Source organism: Kriegella aquimaris, assembly GCF_900103215.1.
In the GTDB taxonomy this organism is placed as follows: domain Bacteria; phylum Bacteroidota; class Bacteroidia; order Flavobacteriales; family Flavobacteriaceae; genus Kriegella; species Kriegella aquimaris.
Genome location: NZ_FNGV01000003.1, coordinates 180486 through 197259, shown reverse-complemented (window position 1 = coordinate 197259; position 16774 = coordinate 180486). Strand labels below are relative to the sequence as shown.

The 16774-nt window shown below is 37.5% G+C and carries 15 protein-coding genes and 1 tRNA gene; 12 read left to right on the top strand and 4 right to left on the bottom strand.

The genetic code is table 11. From position 1 onward, the window contains the following. Window positions 1-59: 59 nt before the first annotated feature. The 5 genes from BLS33_RS08685 to BLS33_RS08665 all read left to right on the top strand — a co-directional run bounded on the left by BLS33_RS08685 (window position 60) and on the right by BLS33_RS08665 (window position 3659). A complete protein-coding gene (locus tag BLS33_RS08685) occupies window positions 60-872 on the top strand; it encodes an alpha/beta hydrolase (protein WP_089887510.1) in 813 nt (270 codons plus the stop codon). A gap of 403 nt (window positions 873-1275) precedes the next feature. Next, a complete protein-coding gene (locus tag BLS33_RS08680; protein WP_245731341.1) occupies window positions 1276-1575 on the top strand; it encodes an EF-hand domain-containing protein in 300 nt (99 codons plus the stop codon). 28 nt (window positions 1576-1603) lie between these two features. After that, complete coding sequence (locus tag BLS33_RS08675; protein ID WP_089887506.1) at window positions 1604-2374, top strand: YHYH protein; 771 nt, start codon at window positions 1604-1606, stop codon at window positions 2372-2374. 9 nt (window positions 2375-2383) lie between these two features. Then, a complete protein-coding gene (locus BLS33_RS08670; RefSeq protein WP_089887503.1) occupies window positions 2384-2992 on the top strand; it encodes a toxin-antitoxin system YwqK family antitoxin in 609 nt (202 codons plus the stop codon). Beyond that, entirely contained in the window at window positions 2961-3659 is a 699-nt protein-coding gene (locus BLS33_RS08665) for an SCO family protein (RefSeq protein ID WP_089887500.1), read from the top strand. The genes BLS33_RS08670 and BLS33_RS08665 overlap by 32 nt, the downstream gene beginning before the upstream one ends. Before the next feature lie 7 nt (window positions 3660-3666). On the opposite strand, the gene BLS33_RS08660 is transcribed toward BLS33_RS08665, so the two are convergent. Then, entirely contained in the window at window positions 3667-5136 is a 1470-nt protein-coding gene (locus tag BLS33_RS08660) for a M20 family peptidase (RefSeq protein WP_089887497.1), read from the bottom strand. 204 nt (window positions 5137-5340) lie between these two features. On the opposite strand from BLS33_RS08660, the gene BLS33_RS08655 reads away from it, so the two are divergent. Beyond that, window positions 5341-7500 (top strand): hypothetical protein, encoded by a 2160-nt coding sequence (locus tag BLS33_RS08655; protein ID WP_089887495.1) that lies wholly within the window; start codon window positions 5341-5343, stop codon window positions 7498-7500. A gap of 249 nt (window positions 7501-7749) precedes the next feature. On the opposite strand, the gene BLS33_RS08650 is transcribed toward BLS33_RS08655, so the two are convergent. Further along, window positions 7750-9603 (bottom strand): hypothetical protein, encoded by a 1854-nt coding sequence (locus BLS33_RS08650; protein ID WP_143017592.1) that lies wholly within the window; start codon window positions 9601-9603, stop codon window positions 7750-7752. 532 nt (window positions 9604-10135) lie between these two features. On the opposite strand from BLS33_RS08650, the gene BLS33_RS08645 reads away from it, so the two are divergent. Next, entirely contained in the window at window positions 10136-10363 is a 228-nt protein-coding gene (locus BLS33_RS08645; RefSeq protein ID WP_089887489.1) for a hypothetical protein, read from the top strand. Between the two features lie 47 nt (window positions 10364-10410). On the opposite strand, the gene BLS33_RS08640 is transcribed toward BLS33_RS08645, so the two are convergent. After that, window positions 10411-11133, bottom strand: coding sequence for a response regulator transcription factor (locus BLS33_RS08640; RefSeq protein WP_089887486.1), 723 nt, complete (start codon window positions 11131-11133; stop codon window positions 10411-10413). A 115-nt stretch (window positions 11134-11248) separates the two neighbouring features. Here BLS33_RS08640 and BLS33_RS08635 point away from each other — a divergent pair, with 115 nt between their 5' ends. From BLS33_RS08635 to BLS33_RS08620, 4 genes are read left to right on the top strand one after another with little or no spacing between them, the layout of a single operon-like run. After that, window positions 11249-11797 carry a hypothetical protein gene (locus tag BLS33_RS08635; protein ID WP_089887484.1) on the top strand — a complete coding sequence of 183 codons (549 nt, stop codon included), beginning with the start codon at window positions 11249-11251 and terminating at the stop codon, window positions 11795-11797. A gap of 11 nt (window positions 11798-11808) precedes the next feature. After that, entirely contained in the window at window positions 11809-13497 is a 1689-nt protein-coding gene (locus tag BLS33_RS08630; RefSeq protein WP_143017591.1) for a hypothetical protein, read from the top strand. Beyond that, window positions 13497-14726, top strand: a complete 1230-nt coding sequence (locus BLS33_RS08625; RefSeq protein ID WP_089887479.1) for a radical SAM protein — start codon at window positions 13497-13499, stop codon at window positions 14724-14726. Before BLS33_RS08630 ends, BLS33_RS08625 begins: the two co-directional genes overlap by 1 nt. 12 nt (window positions 14727-14738) lie before the next feature. Further along, window positions 14739-15461: a sterol desaturase family protein gene (locus BLS33_RS08620; RefSeq protein ID WP_089887476.1), complete on the top strand. Its 723-nt coding sequence runs from the start codon at window positions 14739-14741 to the stop codon at window positions 15459-15461. Between the two features lie 301 nt (window positions 15462-15762). Here the strand turns inward: BLS33_RS08620 and BLS33_RS08615 are convergent. After that, a tRNA-Ser gene (locus tag BLS33_RS08615) sits at window positions 15763-15847 on the bottom strand. Window positions 15848-16013: 166 nt separating this feature from the next. Here BLS33_RS08615 and BLS33_RS08610 point away from each other — a divergent pair. Continuing rightward, complete coding sequence (locus tag BLS33_RS08610; RefSeq protein WP_089888156.1) at window positions 16014-16772, top strand: sulfite exporter TauE/SafE family protein; 759 nt, start codon at window positions 16014-16016, stop codon at window positions 16770-16772. The last annotated feature ends 2 nt before the right edge of the window (window positions 16773-16774 follow it).

Genomic DNA, 16774 nt, shown 5'->3' with positions numbered 1-16774 from the left:
TTTTCAAGCGAGTCGAACTTATCAATACGTGCAACTACAAAGTATATAATAAAGTGAATATGAAAATACGAATAGGTTTTATATTGTTTTTCTGTATTGCCCTTAACGTTAACGCATCGAGTGTAGATACACTGGTGGTTTTCAGTAAAGCAATGAATAAAGAAGTGAAAAATGTAATTATTAAACCTGATTCATATACTTCCTCGGGCCAGGACTATTCCGTGGTATATTTACTGCATGGTGCTGGAGGAAATCATAGGGATTGGCTGGGAAAGGTGCCTGATATTAAACGATATGCCGATATCTACAATGTTATTATAGTATGTCCCGATGGAAGTAAAACCAGTTGGTATTTTGATAGTCCGATAGACCCCAAAATGCAATATGAGACATATATGAGTCAAGAGCTTGTTCCTGCAATGGATAAAAAATACAATACCAAAACCACAAAAAAAGGTCGCGCAATTACTGGTTTAAGTATGGGCGGGCATGGTGCTTTTTATTTAGCTTTTAAACATTCAAATATCTGGGGAGCCGCTGGTAGTATGAGTGGAGGCGTTGATTTTAGACCTTTCCCCAAAAACTGGGATATTCCAGAACGCTTGGGCAGCTATGCCGAAAACAAAGAAGTTTGGGAGACCAATACGGTAATAAATATGGTTCACCTTATAAATAGCAAGAGCCTGAAATTAGTTTTTGAATGTGGCGTAGATGATTTTTTCTATGATGGAAACCAAAGGTTGCATGAAAAATTATTGGAAAGAAATATTCCACACGATTATACCCAACGCCCCGGAAAGCACGATTGGAACTATTGGGACAATGCCATAAAATACCAAATGTTATTTTTTGATGATTTTTTTAATGAGTAACCGTTCCCAAGAACGGATCAATGCTTTTTATCAACTGTTCGTTTAATTTCTATTCATATTTCTTCGGGTCTTAAAAACGCCTTGAAACAGCTTCGGATTTCTAAATTCCCTTTTCGACAGCTACAATCACCTCAAAGTTTTAAAATTAGGTCTAGCCTATTTCTGCAAAAAAGCATGACACATTTTCGTTGTTTTTCTTACTGAGGTAAAAACTGGAAAACGACCATATACATGACTATTCTGTAGGGCATATGTTCGTCATTTTACAAAGACGCTGATTTCTTTACTGTTTCTTCTCCTTGATTCGCTGAAAACTTCTTGCCATTCACTGAAGGGGTTCCGGTCGCATTAAAACATTGCCAATCTTTGCTGTCATAACGATGAATTATTAAATAATAGAATAATGAAGATGAACCCAATTAAAACAATTTTTGCAGCTATATGTACGTTGTTTGTTTCAGCATTGAGCTTCGCACAACCACCTCAAGATGGAAAAGGAAATCAAGAACCTCCATCGGTCGAGGAAATCTTCAAACAAATCGATAAGGATGAAGATGGTAAACTCTCAAAAAAAGAATTAAAAGGACCACTAAAGAACAGCTTTGTAAAAATCGATAGCAACGAAGATGGTTTTCTTTCTAAAGAAGAAGTTTCAAAAGCACCAAAACCCAAGGGACCGAAATCATCTCCGCGAGGTAAATAAAAGCATCCATTAAATAAAAACAACAATTATGAATAAAAATAGAATCACCTTAAAACGTATTCCTTTAGCGACGTTAACCGCGATGGTAAGTATGGCTTTTTTGTCCTGCAGTACCGATAGTGCCGATGAGACTTTGGAAGAAGAGAGTGAGGAAACAATTCCTACCGAACTTCATGCTGCTTTTTCTGCGTTTAATACTGATGCCACGACCATTTTTCTAGACGGGTCGAACGTGGTGATAGAAACTACTGGTCTGCCGGATCATGAAACGGTTTATTGGGGCGAGGGCAACAGCCTCTATAGAGAAGAGTCTAATGTTGCCACTACGCCGAGTATTATGTCTAGCAACAATAACGCAACAACCATTACGGTCGACGCAACCCCTAATTTAACAGGCAATACGGTATCTACAGAGTTAAACACGATAGGTATAGCCGTTAGTGGAGCTTCTATATTCAATGATCAAGAGGGTAATGGTGCCTTGGATCAAGCTGCGGCTAGTTTAGATTGGACAGGTGCCCATATTGGACCTGGTGTATATCACTATCATCTAGAGCCTAAGGCTTTCACGAATGATGATGATAAATTAGTAGGAATTTTATTGGACGGTGTTTTTCTTTATGGAAGAAAGTGTAACGCAACAGGAGCGTATCCTACAGATTTGGATAGTTCTGGGGGGCATACAGCTACAACGCAATACACCGATGGAGAGGAAGAATATCACTATCATATTATAAACGAATTGTATTCGACAACAGGCTCATATCTAGCTTTTGCTGGTCCATATCAAGGTTATTAATTCATAAAAATGAGACGCTTCCTATTCATTATACCGCTTGTGTTTTCTTTTATACAATGTAAAGAAAGCCCTGTTATCGAAGATGTATCTAATGGAGTTATCACCATTGATAGCTTAGAGATGCCAAAAGACGATCTTGTAGTCAATCAGGTTGAAGGTAAATGGTACTACGAAGGTCAGCCCTTTAATGGCTATTCCTTGAAACTCCATGAAAATGGGACTTTGGCAGAGAAGCTGGGTTATTTCAACGGTAAAAGGGAGGGTGTTGCCAGAAGATGGTCAGAGAACGGTGTACTTCGCATAGAGTCGAATTACAAACAAAATCGCTTAGTAGGAAGCTATAAAAGCTGGTGGGAAAATGGCGTATTGGCCCAAGAGTCCCAATATTCTGAGGGCGTTCTTAATGGAGTTGAAAAAAAGTGGTATTCTACAGGTGAATTGGCCAAGATGAGGCAATTGGTTGATGGTAAAGAAGAAGGTTTACAAAAAGCTTGGTTGCAAAATGGAAAGCTTTATGTTAATTATGAAGCCAAAAACGGACGTATTTACGGTATGCGAAGAGCGAATTCATGTTATAAACTAGAGAATGAAGTTGTTATTAGGGATAAAAAAATATAGTCTTCTTTTTGTTCTTTTGTCGGGAATCTTTACGGGTTGCAAAGAAGAGACAAAGAAAGAAGATATTCAAGTGATGAAAACCGGCAGGGTAGTGCACTTGCCTTATTATAATGATGAATCATTTACGCCACATTGGTTAACCCCTGATAGTGAAGAGGAGAAAGCGTTTCATAAAATCCCAGATTTTAAATTGGTAAATCAGCTAGGAGATACCGTTTCGCAAAAGACCTTCGATAACAAGATATATATCACTGATTTTTTCTTTACCACTTGTCCGGGCATTTGCCTGAAAATGACAGGAAATATGCAAAAAATACAGGAAGAGTTTATAGATGATTCCAATATTTTACTGCTGTCACATTCGGTGACCCCATCCATAGATTCCGTTTCGGTACTTAAAACGTATGCCGATAAAAACGGGATTATTGATAGCAAATGGCATTTGGTTACCGGTGATAAAACAGAAATTTATAATCTGGGAAGAAATCAATACTTTGTGGAGAATGATTTAGGAATTCCTAAAGACGTAAATGACTTTCTACATACAGAAAACTTCTTGCTCATAGATAAGAATAAACACATTCGGGGCATCTATAACGGCCTCAATAGGGCTTCGATAGCACAATTGATCACTGACGTTAAACTGTTGAAATCAGAATTAAATTAGCTTGACCTTACTTCGAAGTACTATTTTTTATCAACTGATGATAAAAGCGAATGGAGTTTTTGAAATCGCTTACCGGCAGTCTTTCGTTTAAACCGTGAAAAGATTTGATGTTCCCCTTATTTAGGGTTGTGGCCGAAAATCGATAAATATTATCAGAGATATCATTCAGATGCCGAGAATCGGTAGCCCCGACGACTAAATATGGCGTCACCAATACTTCTGGGAAAATTTCTGAAATCGTCTTGTGCAGGGTTTCAAAACCAAATGAGTCGGTGCGAGATACCTTTGAGGGTTCAGAAGTAAATTCACCTGTTGAGATTGAAATACGGTCATCACTGACAAGTTGTTTGACACGAGCGGTTACTGTCGCAATAGTTTCCCCGGGAATAATCCTGAAATTTACGGTAGCATTTGCCGATTGCGGTATTATATTATCTTTCACACCGCTATTAAACACGGTAGGTGAGGTGGTCGTTCGCACAAGCGCGTTTCCAGAGGCGCTTTTTTCGTAAATAGAAGTGATAACTGAACTGAAAATTGATTTATTGGCAAAAACTAATTTGTTTACAAAAGGCATCTCAGGACCCAAATACTTGATAAAACCTTCTATTGGAGGAGAAATTGTTGCAGGGAAAGGTGTTTTTTTTAGTTTAACTATGGCATCGGATAGCACATCTATGGCTGTTTCTTTTTCTGGCATCGAAGAATGACCTCCTTCTAATTTTACCGAAAGTTTTAAAGAAACAAATCCCTTTTCTGCAATACCTATGAGCGCCACATCTTTGTCGATACCGGGTACCATTTGTTGCACGATACTTCCTCCTTCATCAATTACAAATTCCGCTTTTACTTTTTCTTCCTTTAAAAACTCACCCATAGTTTTGGCACCTCTCAAGCCCCCGATTTCTTCATCATGGCCAAGAACGACATAGATACTGCGTTGCGGTTTAAAGTGCTGCTTTAGTAACAACTCAATTGACTCTATTATTCCGATTACCCCAATTTTGTCATCGATTGTTCCTCGACCCCAAATAGTGTCGTTTATAATTTCCCCACCAAATGGGTTGTGTTTCCAATCGGGTAAATTTTCTTCAATTACGGGTACCACATCAAGATGTGCCATTAAAACAATGGGTTTTAAAGAAGTGTCAGAACCATTCCATTTGTAAAGAAAGCTAAACGAATTGAAGGTTTTCTTTTCCAAAATAGAATCTGCCAAAGGATAGGTTCGTTTCAAGAACGTATTGAAATCATGAAATTGGATCGAGTCGAAATCAATTTCATTTTCAGGTGATACCGTTTTTATTTTTATAGCATTGGAGAAATTTTCTATTGACATAGCGTCAATTTCAAGCTTAGCTACCGGATCGGCCTTAATTTGTACCGATTTGAAGCTAAAAGCGTTAAAGAGCAGATAAGCTATGAAAATCACCAGTAATGCCGTTAGGGAAAGAATGGGTTTTTTTAGTCTTTTCATTATTTAATAACTTTTAAGTTGTTGGCGGTAGGTACACCTTTGCAATTTGGCCCTAATCAAAATTAGAATATCTGAACAAATGATAGTTTTTTATTTGTAAAAAATTGAAGCCCGGAAAAAAAGGACCCTTTGAAAATATTGATGACTTTTTAATTTCTTTCCTGCTATAAAATCTACTAATTTACGTGACTTTAATTTACGCTAATGAAATATGTGAAACACATCGACCATGTAAAGATAATGGTAACTCTTTTTGTGGCAATAGGGATGTTAAGTTTTGGTTGTACAACATCGAACACTTCAACGACCCTGCATATTGTGGCAGACCAAAACAATGACCTTTTTGAGGTGCTGTCAAAAACACCGTACACCTATACTCGATATGAAGACGTGGACAAGGCTTTGAAGAGTGTTTCCGAGAATGGAAAGTTAATTGTACTTGCACTTAATTATCCCCAACAAAAAACAGTACTTCCTCCGGATTTCTATGAAAGGGCAAAAGCTAAGAATCTAAAAGTGTATGTAGAGTTTCCGAATCTTTTGAATGCAGGGGATACGGGCGATATCATCGCAACAAAAAAAGAACGACTTGTGGTAACCTCAGATGCATTTGGAGCGCATTTGCCCCAGATGAGTATTTTAGATGCAGGTATATTTTCTTATGTGTCGATTCCCGGTAGAGCGGCAATTTTACAAGGAGCAAAAGTAGCGGGTTTTAAATCTGCGGTTTATGGTTTAAACGAAACCGACCATTTTCCCATACTATTTAAGCAGGGTGATGTACTGGTGGCTACCACTAAGTTGAGCAATATTATTCAGGGCAGGTATTCACCGATAAAGGAATGGAACATCGTCATCGGTCATATACTTTCATTTTTGATAGACGATTTTGATACGGATACAGTTGAATGGACTCCCTCAGTCAAACCGGCATATTCTAAAAAACAGGAGCTGCCCGAGAATGCGTATCGACTTGCCGTTGATCGCGGAAGCCAATGGTATGACAAAGGGCGATTTTTGATTCACCCTGAATGGAAGAACCATTGGCAAGCCATAGATACTTTGGCACTTCCTGTGGGACCGCCCATGGATCTTGACCGGCCTTCGGGCGATGGTTCGTTAGGTGTTATGGAGGGGCATTATTCATATATAAATCCCGATGGAAGCCAGCCGTACCGTTATTGGTTAAGAGCCGATTGTGTGGCGGAGACCGCAATGACCATGGCCATGGCCAATTCTGTTCAAAAACGTGAAGGGCATTTGCAAAAGGCTGAGAATTTAATGGATTTTCTTTTTAACACGGACACATTCATGACCGATGATAGTAAAAATCCGGATGGAACGTCATACGGCCTTATCGGTTGGGCTGATACGGCTCCGCATAAATACTATGGTGATGATAATGCCCGGGTGATTTTGGGTGGTCTTTTGGCGGCTCAGCTTCTAGGAAACAAAAAATGGGATCAATCGTTGGAAAGGTTAATTCTGGCAAATTTTAGAACTGCAGGGGAAACCGGCTTTAGGGGGAATGCCCTGAACGGAAATAAAATAGCACCGCTAGGATGGCGAAAGCTGAGCGAAGGTCAACTGATAAACCCTGCCCCTCACTACGAATCGTGGTTGTGGGCGACCTACATATGGTTGTATGACAAAACGGGATACAAACCCTTATTGGAAAAAGCCAAAAGGGCGATAACAATAACGATGGATGCATACCCGAATGAGTGGATATGGACGAATGGACTACAACAAGAAAGGGCCCGAATGATTTTGCCATTGGCGTGGTTGGTTCGTGTTGAAAATACGGAACAGCATAGGCAATGGCTAACGAAGCTCTGCGACGATCTATTAGAATATCAAGTCAGCTCTGGAGCACTTCGAGAGGTTTTGGGCGATCAAAAACAGGGAAAATACGGTGCATCTAAGAGTAACGAGGCTTACGGCACTTCTGAAGCACCGGTTATATTTTCAAACGGTGACCCTATTGCCGATATGTTGTATACAACCAATTTTGCACTTTTTTCACTGAACGAGGCGGCCCAAGTAACACAAGAAGTGAAATATCTAAAAGCTGTTGATAAGCTTTCAGACTTTTTGGTACGTATTCAGAGTACGTCTTCGGGAAGATCTGATCTAGACGGAGCCTGGTTTAGAGCCTTCGATTACGAAAATTGGGAATATTATGGGTCTAACGCCGATCATGGTTGGGGTGCTTGGGGCACACTTACGGGATGGACCCAAAGCTTTATCACAACTACTTTGGCTTTGAAATTAGAGCAGACCAGCTATTGGGACAAGACCAAGAATTCAAGTGTCGGAACGGATTTTGAGCATTTGAAGGCGACCATGCTACCAGGGCTTTAGAATAATACAGTTTTGACTACTGTATTATGCTACTTTTTAAACTTCCGGTTTACCGGGAGTAGGTCGGGTTTTTCTATGATATTATTTTCACGGATGGCCCTGACTATAAACCCAAAATCCACTTATTACAGCCAAAATAAAGACGACACATTCTAAGGTCACCTTCTTATTTTCGACGGTGTTCAACAAGCTAGCACGAGCAATACAAATGCATTACACGGTATCAAAGACTAATCGATAAGTTTCTAACTAATGCTTATTACCAAGCCAAATCCTCGACCTAGGCTTCATTTTCATAGTTCCTGATGTCACATCTACTTTTTGACCGGTAAAAGCATCCAATACTTCATAATCTTGTAATCCGTTTAATTGAATCTCTACTTCTTCCTTATTGTAATTGTGCAAAATAATGTCACCGTTTTCCATGGGTTGCATGGTAATTCTGGTGGGCGCGTAAAGTTCTATTTGTAAATTTTTATTGAAAACATTACGAATTTCATTGGCCCAAGAAGTTGGCAATTCGAGCAAACCTAGTGGTCGTGGACTCAGTAAAACCTCTCCGACAGCTTTGAAGTCAGCCTCTGAAAACGTATGGGAATTCAATACATATAGCTGCCCGTCTTTGCTTTTAGTCAAGAATGGAATGATGCGACTGCCTGATTTGGCTTCCAGAATCACTATTGCTTTTTTAATTTCCAATGCTGCCTCTAAATCTAGTGGCCTTTCCAAAGTAGTTTCACTTCCATCTAAGATTATTTTCTCCGTATTTATCGCCTCAATCTCTGGCTTTACGATACCAGCCAATTTTGCGAGTTTTCCTTTATCATCTACGTTTGCCAAAAATCCCGCAGTCATAATAATTCGTTTACCTTGTTTGTGCGATGCCACTACTTTACCTACAATTTCGGGATCGGCGGCAGCTTGTGTTGGCAGAAAAATAGTTTCAGCACTTTCGGGATAATGTGCCGTGGGCATTAAAGGAATCCCAAACATGCCTATAAAATCCATAATATATAAATCACCTCCCGCATCACTACTCGGTGGTTTGTACCCAGCTATTCCATGGATTGGAGCGGTTTTTATAGCTTTGGCGAGCCTTGCTAATTTTTCAAAATCCATCCGCAATAAATGATGACCAGGATGGCCATTTACAAAGCTTCCATAATTGAAAATAACTAATTCGTTAGCACCTGCAAGTACCGATTGATAAGCCTGCTCTACAAAATCTAAAGCATCACAATCACCATGATCAAACCAAGCTCCCCCGATTTTCTTCCCAGCTATGGATTTTATCCAACTATAATTTACAAAGCCTTCGTAGGGCTGCACAAACCCGAACCGCTGTGTGTATTGCCCCCTTGTTTCCGTTCCTACCCAAACTTCGTCAAATAATTTCGAACCACTTTCCACATCATAACCAAACATATGAAAACGATCGTACCACTGTGGATATTTAATGATCATGTCGATATCAGGGTTAACAGACTTGGCTGGTTCTATGAAAATTGATGTTGCTAAATCTGTTAGCAATTGTCTTCTGTATTCAGACCAGCTGCGGTCTCCCTTTGCGGCAATAGATTCTGGGCTGGTATCTTCGGTACATAAAAAATCATCAACGATAAAAGTATCAAAAATTGGCGCTACGTCTACCATGACTTTCTTCATGTCTTGTTGGGTCTTTGGGTTCTGCCAATTGAACCAGCCACCAAGATCTCCCTCACCTTTTACTCCAATATCACCCCCGGGTACCGTGGCAATTCCTCCAACAACTTCAAATCCATTTTGGTTAAAATATTCTGTAACCTCGGCCAATAAATGCGGTGAAACCACCAACCCGTTGCGGTACACCTCTACATAAACTTTGGTAATTCCATTTGCCATCATGAGTGAAATAGCCTCTCTTCTTCCTTCAGGGGTTGAAAGTAAACGCTCAACAGAATGCGCTGTGATGTATACACTCAGCTTCAAATCATCTTGATGTTGTTTGGCAAAACGGAAATTGTCATCTATTTGTTCCCTTGTTTGAGAAAAACCGAATATGGATGCCGCTATCATCAATCCCGAAATGATGCGTGTTCTTAAGGAAGTATTTGTAGTGGTCATGCGTGAAATTAAGTGTGTTAAAAAAATCAATTTATTGATTAAGCCTAAATTTAGTTTTTTTGGCAAAGTTCCTGTCAAAAAATGACCGATCTTTAAGTAATGACTATTTTCCAACCAAGCTGTTCATCAAGTGCCTTAACTTCACTTCAGCGTTCAGATATGTAGTTAATTTATACATGCTTCAATTATCATGGTCTCTATATATGAATTGCGATTGCCTAATAAAATAACCGGCATAAACAATCAGCGTTTATACTGTTAATTTTTAAATTCTGGTATATAATTGAATGTGAAATGGTTAGACATGCTTTTGATTCAAATAAATTTCATTAGGCTTTTAAATATTCATTGAATAAATGACCGCTTTAAGCACATTTTAATAGGAAGCATTTTGTTGATTTATTTCGAATTTAATATTTCGAAATTTACTTAATTCAGTTTAGTTTTGTTAAAATAATAATAAACGGTATTTAACACTTGCTAAATATTTCCTGTTTAATTATATTTATATAATATCAGACAAAACACAATAATGGATATTTTAGAAGAGGCAACGATTTTTGAAGAGACTAAGATGACTCATATGTCTACGAGTGATAGAGTGACAGCTTCAAGAGAGGCTAAACGACTTATTTTAGAAATCAATGAGATTTATAAGAAAACACAAGATGCAAACCTAATGGATGTCATGAAGCGGTTGACCGCTAAGAAAAAAAGAATTGATATTCGATTAAAAGGAAGACCCAATTCGGGAATTTAAGTACATTTCAGTCGACCTTCTTTCCAATCGGTCATTCAATGAATATGTTATAACAATTCCATATCCTTAGCAAAAGCGACTAGCTGAATGGAATTCTGGCAATTGAATCGATGTCTTAGGTTTTCTAAATGCTTTTCTACTGTACGATTAGATATACATAAATTATCGGCCATTTCATGCATCGTTAATCCCCCCGACATTAGTTGTAATATTTCTTGTTCCCGAGACCTAATGTGATTTGGGCTTACAATACTTTTGTCAAGTAATTTATATACATGATCAAAAGAAGGGCCATGAACACTCCAACTAACAATATTTGGTGGTTTTAGATGAGGAAGGTGGGTCATCATCGTGCAGGCCGATTTGATAATTTCGTCTGAGGTAGTTTCAAAAATTTTTGCTTGGAACATGATGTGCATACGGGTTCCGTCTTTGTGAAGCCCGGCATATGTCATATTGAGTACATGTGAGTCTTTTTTAATTAGACGGTCTTTAGCAAATTGAAGAATCTTTCCGCTCAATTCCCCACAAACTTCTCGATGTTCAGGTACCGCGGTATTAAATACGTCGACCATCGTAATTTCATCATTTTTCATTCCAAACATTTGGAAACCATCTACATACTTTAATTCAAAGGTGTTGTAATCATATATAGAAACTGCTTGATTGGGAAATAAAGAAAACTTTTTCTTAATGGCCTGAGCGTTCATGGAATGCAAATCAGCTTTGAGATTACTCAATTGGTTTAGAAAATAATCTTTTCCATCCATTTTTTCAGTTTATTACCCTTAAGATAAAGAAAAATACGTGTATTCCCGTATTTTATATGTTTCCATCAATGCTTTTCTTTGATTATCTCTCCCGATTGTTCAAAAGCAGCGCTTCATGTCAACACTTAAATTAAAATCAGCTTTCATGGTGGTCGTATTTACCGTCTACTTTAATAATGCGCAAGATGGGGGCGTACTAAGATTCAGTTCATTGAGCTTAGGTGTGGGTGTTTATGATGGTTTCCTCATCCACGATAGCTATTCTGAAAATGAACTTAACGGCTCCAATCTAATTGCCGACTTGATTTTTGAACTAGATGATTATTTTTTCGCTATCTATTATGGTACCAGTCTTAATAAGTTGGATTTGGAAAAGGAAGTTTATTCAGAAATTAATCTCACTATAGGTTTGAAGTTTTTAGAGCGCGGACGATTTATACTTGAAGGTCACGCAGGGCTAGGTTATTATACCAATAAGTATATCTTATTTGACACCAAGGTAACTACTTCAACCATAGGACTTCCCGTTAGAATAAAGGCCAATTATTTTATTACTCCGAATTTAGGTATTGGAGTAAACCCAAACATCACTGTTAATGGAATTGTACCGTTAATCAACGTGAACTTTACTTTGGTATATAGAAATAAAACATACGACCGATAAAAATCAAAACAATGGAATTACAAGCAAAAAAAGGCCATTTAACCACTATGCTGTTCCAATTAGCGAGAAAATACGCGAACTATATTTCAATTTTTTTCGCTTTGGCTATTCTAAACATCTCATTTTCTTGTTCGTATTACACGGTCAAGAACGTTGCTTCAGATGACGAAGGGCTTTCAAAACAAGTTCATGATTTTAATAAGTTGGATAAGTATGTAATTATTCATTCCGGTGAATCCGCTTATCATCTTAGTGATATGGTCATCAACGATGATGAGCAAATCATAAAAGGAACGCTCCAATTTTTAAGCAATGCGCATAACGATCAATCCAAAAGAGAAGAGAAAAAGGTTCATAGATACAAAAAGTTGAACTCGGATCCATTAAACGAAATTCATTTTTACTTAAAAAAACCAATTGATTTTAAGCACAATAGTACCATAGAAATACCTTTGTCGGCAATTAACAACATTTCCATTAACGATAAGAATACGGGGCGTGCGGTAGTGAATATTGTACTCACAAGCATTGGATTATTTTTTGTTATTCTAATTATTTATTTCGCCACAAAAAGTTCTTGCCCTTTTGTATACATTAAAAATGGGCATACCTATGATTTTGTCGGGGAGCTATACCCGGGAATAATCACTCCTACCATGCAGCACGATGATTATCTGCCATTACCGAATTTTACATCCGAAAATGGTGCTTATAAAGTAAAGGTGACCAACCAATTAAAAGAAATTCAGTATACGGATCAACTAGAACTTATGGTAGCGAATCATAGTGAAAATTTGGAGGTTTTGTTAGATGTGTATGGAGACATTCAAACCTTCAAGAGTATCGACAGACCAAGAAAGGTGATTTTAGAAGATGGAACCGTCCATTTATCACCCGCCTTACATAAGGATAATGATTATTACACATTCAATTCATCGTTGACAAGCTCTGAAAATAGTACAAGAAGTATAATCTTCGAGTTTGAGAAACCAAAAGATAATGAGGCAGCAAAACTATATTTAACACTTAAAAATACCGTTTGGCTTGACTATGTTTTCGGAAAATTTAACGAACAATTTGGATATTACTACAATACTTTTCAAAAAAATCAACAAAAGATTGAGGGTCAAAAAATAAAACAATGGTTAGTTGACCAGCACATACCACTATCGATTTACGTGAAAAATAGCGGTAAATGGGAATTGATAGAAAAGATAAATACAGTAGGGCCTTTAGCCATGCGAGATTTGGCAATACCTTTAAAATTGGAAGAATCAGGGTCTGATAAGCTTGAGATAAAACTGGAAACGGGCTTCATGTTCTGGGAAGTTGATTATGTGGGCATAGATTATTCCGTCAATGTGCCAGTGGAAATAGAATATATCAAACCCTACAAAGCTACAGATCAAAATGGTATTGATGTGACATCCTTGTTGGCGGTTGCCGACCAAAACTACTTTGAACAACCGAGAATTGGTGATGAGGTCGAAGTTATATTTATTGCCAAAGAAAACAGAAACCACCAAAAACAGTCCGTTTTTCTCAAAAACAGGGGCTATTACAATTATATAAGGGATTATAAAGGGATTCCCGATTTTGATAATCTTAAGACCTTTAAGTATAACAGTGAATTTACCCGATTTTCCGAAAAGCGCTATTTCGATTTTGTGAACGGTATTGATTTTAATGCGATTCAATAATGACAGATTTAAAATCCATATCGATGCGGATGTCTTGGCCTGGTTCCGACTATAAAGTTAAAGTCAAAACTTGCGATAATGAATTTAAACGAAGTCATATCATAAACGGCACAAAGTTGAACTTAGTCCATTTAAGGTTAAAGTTGAGTTTGTTAGGGGTAGCCATAAAACATTATAATCGTCCTATGGATTGGATTAAGGCGCTAAGGGACTTAATAAGGTTACGGCGAAAGTTTTTGGGAAACCACAGGCTAAGAAAAATGGTCTATGCAGGTGGCAAGTATTATATGGGACTATATACACCGGGTTGGAACAGCAGTGTTTACAAAAATTTTATCGCTGCACAACTAAATGATTTTAAAGAGATAAAATCAAAGACAAACCGGTTCAACAACGTTTTTATAGCCATCACCAAAAAGTGTGCATTACAATGTGACCATTGTTACGAATGGGAAAACCTAAATAAGAAGGATGTTTTATCCACGAAAGAAATAAAGCAGATAATTGAAAAGCTTCAATTCTATGGTGTTGGTCAGTTCCAATTTTCAGGAGGCGAACCCTTACTTAGGATAGATACTTTGGAAGAGGTAGTGGCGCTGGCAAGTAAGAAAACCGATTGTTGGATTGCGACCTCTGGTTTTAAGTTTACGAATGAAAACGCCAAAAGGTTAAAAAAGTCAGGACTTACAGGGATAATTATCAGTCTAGATCACTTTATCCCAGAGAAACACAATGCATTTAGGCATTTTAAAGATGCTTATTATTGGGTAGAACAAGCCATATGCAATGCTCATGACCAGAATCTGGTTGTAGCACTCTCCGTTTGTGTGACTAGGGAATTCGTCTCTCATGACAATTTAATGTCCTACATGCACTTGGCAAAAAAGTTTAATATAGCCTTTGTCCAATTTCTAGAACCAAAACCGATTGGGCATTATAAAAATATGAATGTTACCCTTGATCAAGAACACTTGCAGATTTTGGAGAAATTTTTCCTTAAAATGAACTTTGACAGCGAGTTTGAAACATTTCCTATCATTACCTACCATGGGTATTATCAGAGAAGACAAGGTTGTTATAGCGCCGGAATTAAGGGCTTTTATGTAGATACCGATGGAGATATCAATGCATGCCCCTTTTGCAATAAAAAAAGTGGGAATGTGCTCGATGTTTGTTTTGAAGACCATATAACAACATTGCAACGAATCGGATGCAATAACTATAATTAGCATCATACAATTATGATAACAGGTAATCTTACGGATTTTGAAATTTGGATGGCGGTTACAGGAATTTTTTTGTTACGATATCTATTGATTGCCGGTTTGTTTTATTTCTTTTTTTATATATGGAAAAGAGCACAATGGACTTCCTTTAAATTACAAAACAAATGGTCAAATAGAACACAGATTACAAAAGAAATTAAATACTCAGTGCTTACTTTTTTTATCTATAGCCTTGGAGTTTGGCTTTTTTTATATTGGATAAGAAATGATATGACCAAAATTTATTTTGATATTTATGAACATGGCCTGATTTATTTTGTGACCAGTATAGTTATCATGATCATTTTACATGACACCTATTTTTATTGGACACACCGGTTGATCCATCACCGCTTATTTTTTAAATATGTGCATAAAGTACATCATACATTTGATAGTCCCAGCCCCTGGGCAGCTTTCGCCTTTCATCCAATAGAAGCCATAATTTCTATAGGTATAATACCGATAATTCTCTTTGTGATACCATTTCATCACCTGGCATTGGTACTATTTATAACGTTTGTTATTATATATAATTCCTATATACATTTGGGATTTTCGGTTGCTGTACTAAAGCTGTTTAAATTACAGAATACCCCCGATGATCACGATTTACATCATAAAGGGGTTAAAGGAAATTACGGTTTATATTTTAATTTTTGGGACAAGATAATGGGTACGTATAAAATCGATGTATGATATTTAGTGTCCCTGAAACTCCTTATAGCTGACTTTCCATCGTAAAAGGATAGATATCAAAAAAACGATGCTTAAATCGTAGTTTTAAATTATCTGCCATCGCTCAAAGCGAATTTGTGTAGGTTCTTTAAAGCTTTAATATCCAATAGTTTTATGAAGTATGGAACCAAGACACTAATAATCCATAGAAAGTGAAAGAGAAAAACAACATTTCTTATAATCTCTCATTTAATATCAAAATTTAAAAAGCTCATAAAAAAACCCAACAGTCTATAAATTAGATAGTTGGGTTTTTATTCAGCGGAGAAAGAGGGATTCGAACCCCCGGAGGTGTGACCCTCAACAGTTTTCAAGACTGCCGCATTCGACCACTCTGCCATTTCTCCGGTCGATACATCTTTAAAAGATTTCAGCAGTATTTTACTACTGAAGCAACAATAGGTTGCGTAGGCGGGTGCAAATATACTAACCTTTTTCAATTCTGTAAAAGAAGTGTAATATTATTTTTAGATAAACTTATATTTATCTTATTCTAGCATGTATTTTTGCGCCATGGAAGAATGGTACCACTATGTTTTCTTGGCCCTATTGGGGGTATTAGTAGCTTTTATAAATACGTTGGCGGGTGGCGGGTCTCTACTGACCTTACCTATTCTTATTTTTATGGGGTTGCCACCAAGCGTTGCCAATGGCACGAATAGAATTGCTATACTCATACAAGGTTTCGCCAATATTGTGGGCTATAAAAGCAAGGGAATGCAAATCAGTTCCCGCTTTATTTGGTATTTATCGGCATCCGCAATTGTAGGAACGTTGATCGGTTCAAAACTGGCTATCGAAATAGATGAACGACTTTTCAACCGTGTACTGGCTATTGTAATGGTCGTTATAGTGACTTTTATGGTACTTCAACCCAAGCGATCAATAGCAGATATTGCTGAAAGACTTACCGGGAAACATATGATTTGGGCAGTCATAGCTTTCTTTTTTATAGGAATTTATGGTGGTTTTATTCAAGCGGGAACGGGTATTTTTATACTTTTGGCGTTGTCCTCTATCAATAAAATGACGTTGATTAAATCAAATGTCATAAAAGCCGTGGTAATGACCCTGTATACTATTGCTGCTTTGATACTTTTCGGGCTTAACGGTAAGTTGGATTGGGAAATCGGATTGACCTTGGCGTCCGGTCAGGCCTTGGGCGGATGGATTACCAGTAGGTGGTCAGTAAATAAGGGTGATGGCATCGTCAAGGTATTACTTGTCATCATGATTACGATCATGTCAATAAAATTGTGGTTTTTTAATTAGAA

What these genes read in the sequence shown, in the direction of transcription:
- BLS33_RS08685 (WP_089887510.1), top strand. Translation starts at nt 60, where the DNA reads ATGAAAATACGAATAGGTTTTATATTGTTTTTCTGTATTGCCCTTAAC.
- BLS33_RS08680 (WP_245731341.1), top strand. Translation starts at nt 1,276, where the DNA reads ATGAAGATGAACCCAATTAAAACAATTTTTGCAGCTATATGTACGTTG.
- BLS33_RS08675 (WP_089887506.1), top strand. Translation starts at nt 1,604, where the DNA reads ATGAATAAAAATAGAATCACCTTAAAACGTATTCCTTTAGCGACGTTA.
- BLS33_RS08670 (WP_089887503.1), top strand. Translation starts at nt 2,384, where the DNA reads ATGAGACGCTTCCTATTCATTATACCGCTTGTGTTTTCTTTTATACAA.
- BLS33_RS08665 (WP_089887500.1), top strand. Translation starts at nt 2,961, where the DNA reads ATGAAGTTGTTATTAGGGATAAAAAAATATAGTCTTCTTTTTGTTCTT.
- BLS33_RS08660 (WP_089887497.1), bottom strand. Translation starts at nt 5,136, where the DNA reads ATGAAAAGACTAAAAAAACCCATTCTTTCCCTAACGGCATTACTGGTG.
- BLS33_RS08655 (WP_089887495.1), top strand. Translation starts at nt 5,341, where the DNA reads ATGAAATATGTGAAACACATCGACCATGTAAAGATAATGGTAACTCTT.
- BLS33_RS08650 (WP_143017592.1), bottom strand. Translation starts at nt 9,603, where the DNA reads ATGACCACTACAAATACTTCCTTAAGAACACGCATCATTTCGGGATTG.
- BLS33_RS08645 (WP_089887489.1), top strand. Translation starts at nt 10,136, where the DNA reads ATGGATATTTTAGAAGAGGCAACGATTTTTGAAGAGACTAAGATGACT.
- BLS33_RS08640 (WP_089887486.1), bottom strand. Translation starts at nt 11,133, where the DNA reads ATGGATGGAAAAGATTATTTTCTAAACCAATTGAGTAATCTCAAAGCT.
- BLS33_RS08635 (WP_089887484.1), top strand. Translation starts at nt 11,249, where the DNA reads ATGTCAACACTTAAATTAAAATCAGCTTTCATGGTGGTCGTATTTACC.
- BLS33_RS08630 (WP_143017591.1), top strand. Translation starts at nt 11,809, where the DNA reads ATGGAATTACAAGCAAAAAAAGGCCATTTAACCACTATGCTGTTCCAA.
- BLS33_RS08625 (WP_089887479.1), top strand. Translation starts at nt 13,497, where the DNA reads ATGACAGATTTAAAATCCATATCGATGCGGATGTCTTGGCCTGGTTCC.
- BLS33_RS08620 (WP_089887476.1), top strand. Translation starts at nt 14,739, where the DNA reads ATGATAACAGGTAATCTTACGGATTTTGAAATTTGGATGGCGGTTACA.
- BLS33_RS08610 (WP_089888156.1), top strand. Translation starts at nt 16,014, where the DNA reads ATGGAAGAATGGTACCACTATGTTTTCTTGGCCCTATTGGGGGTATTA.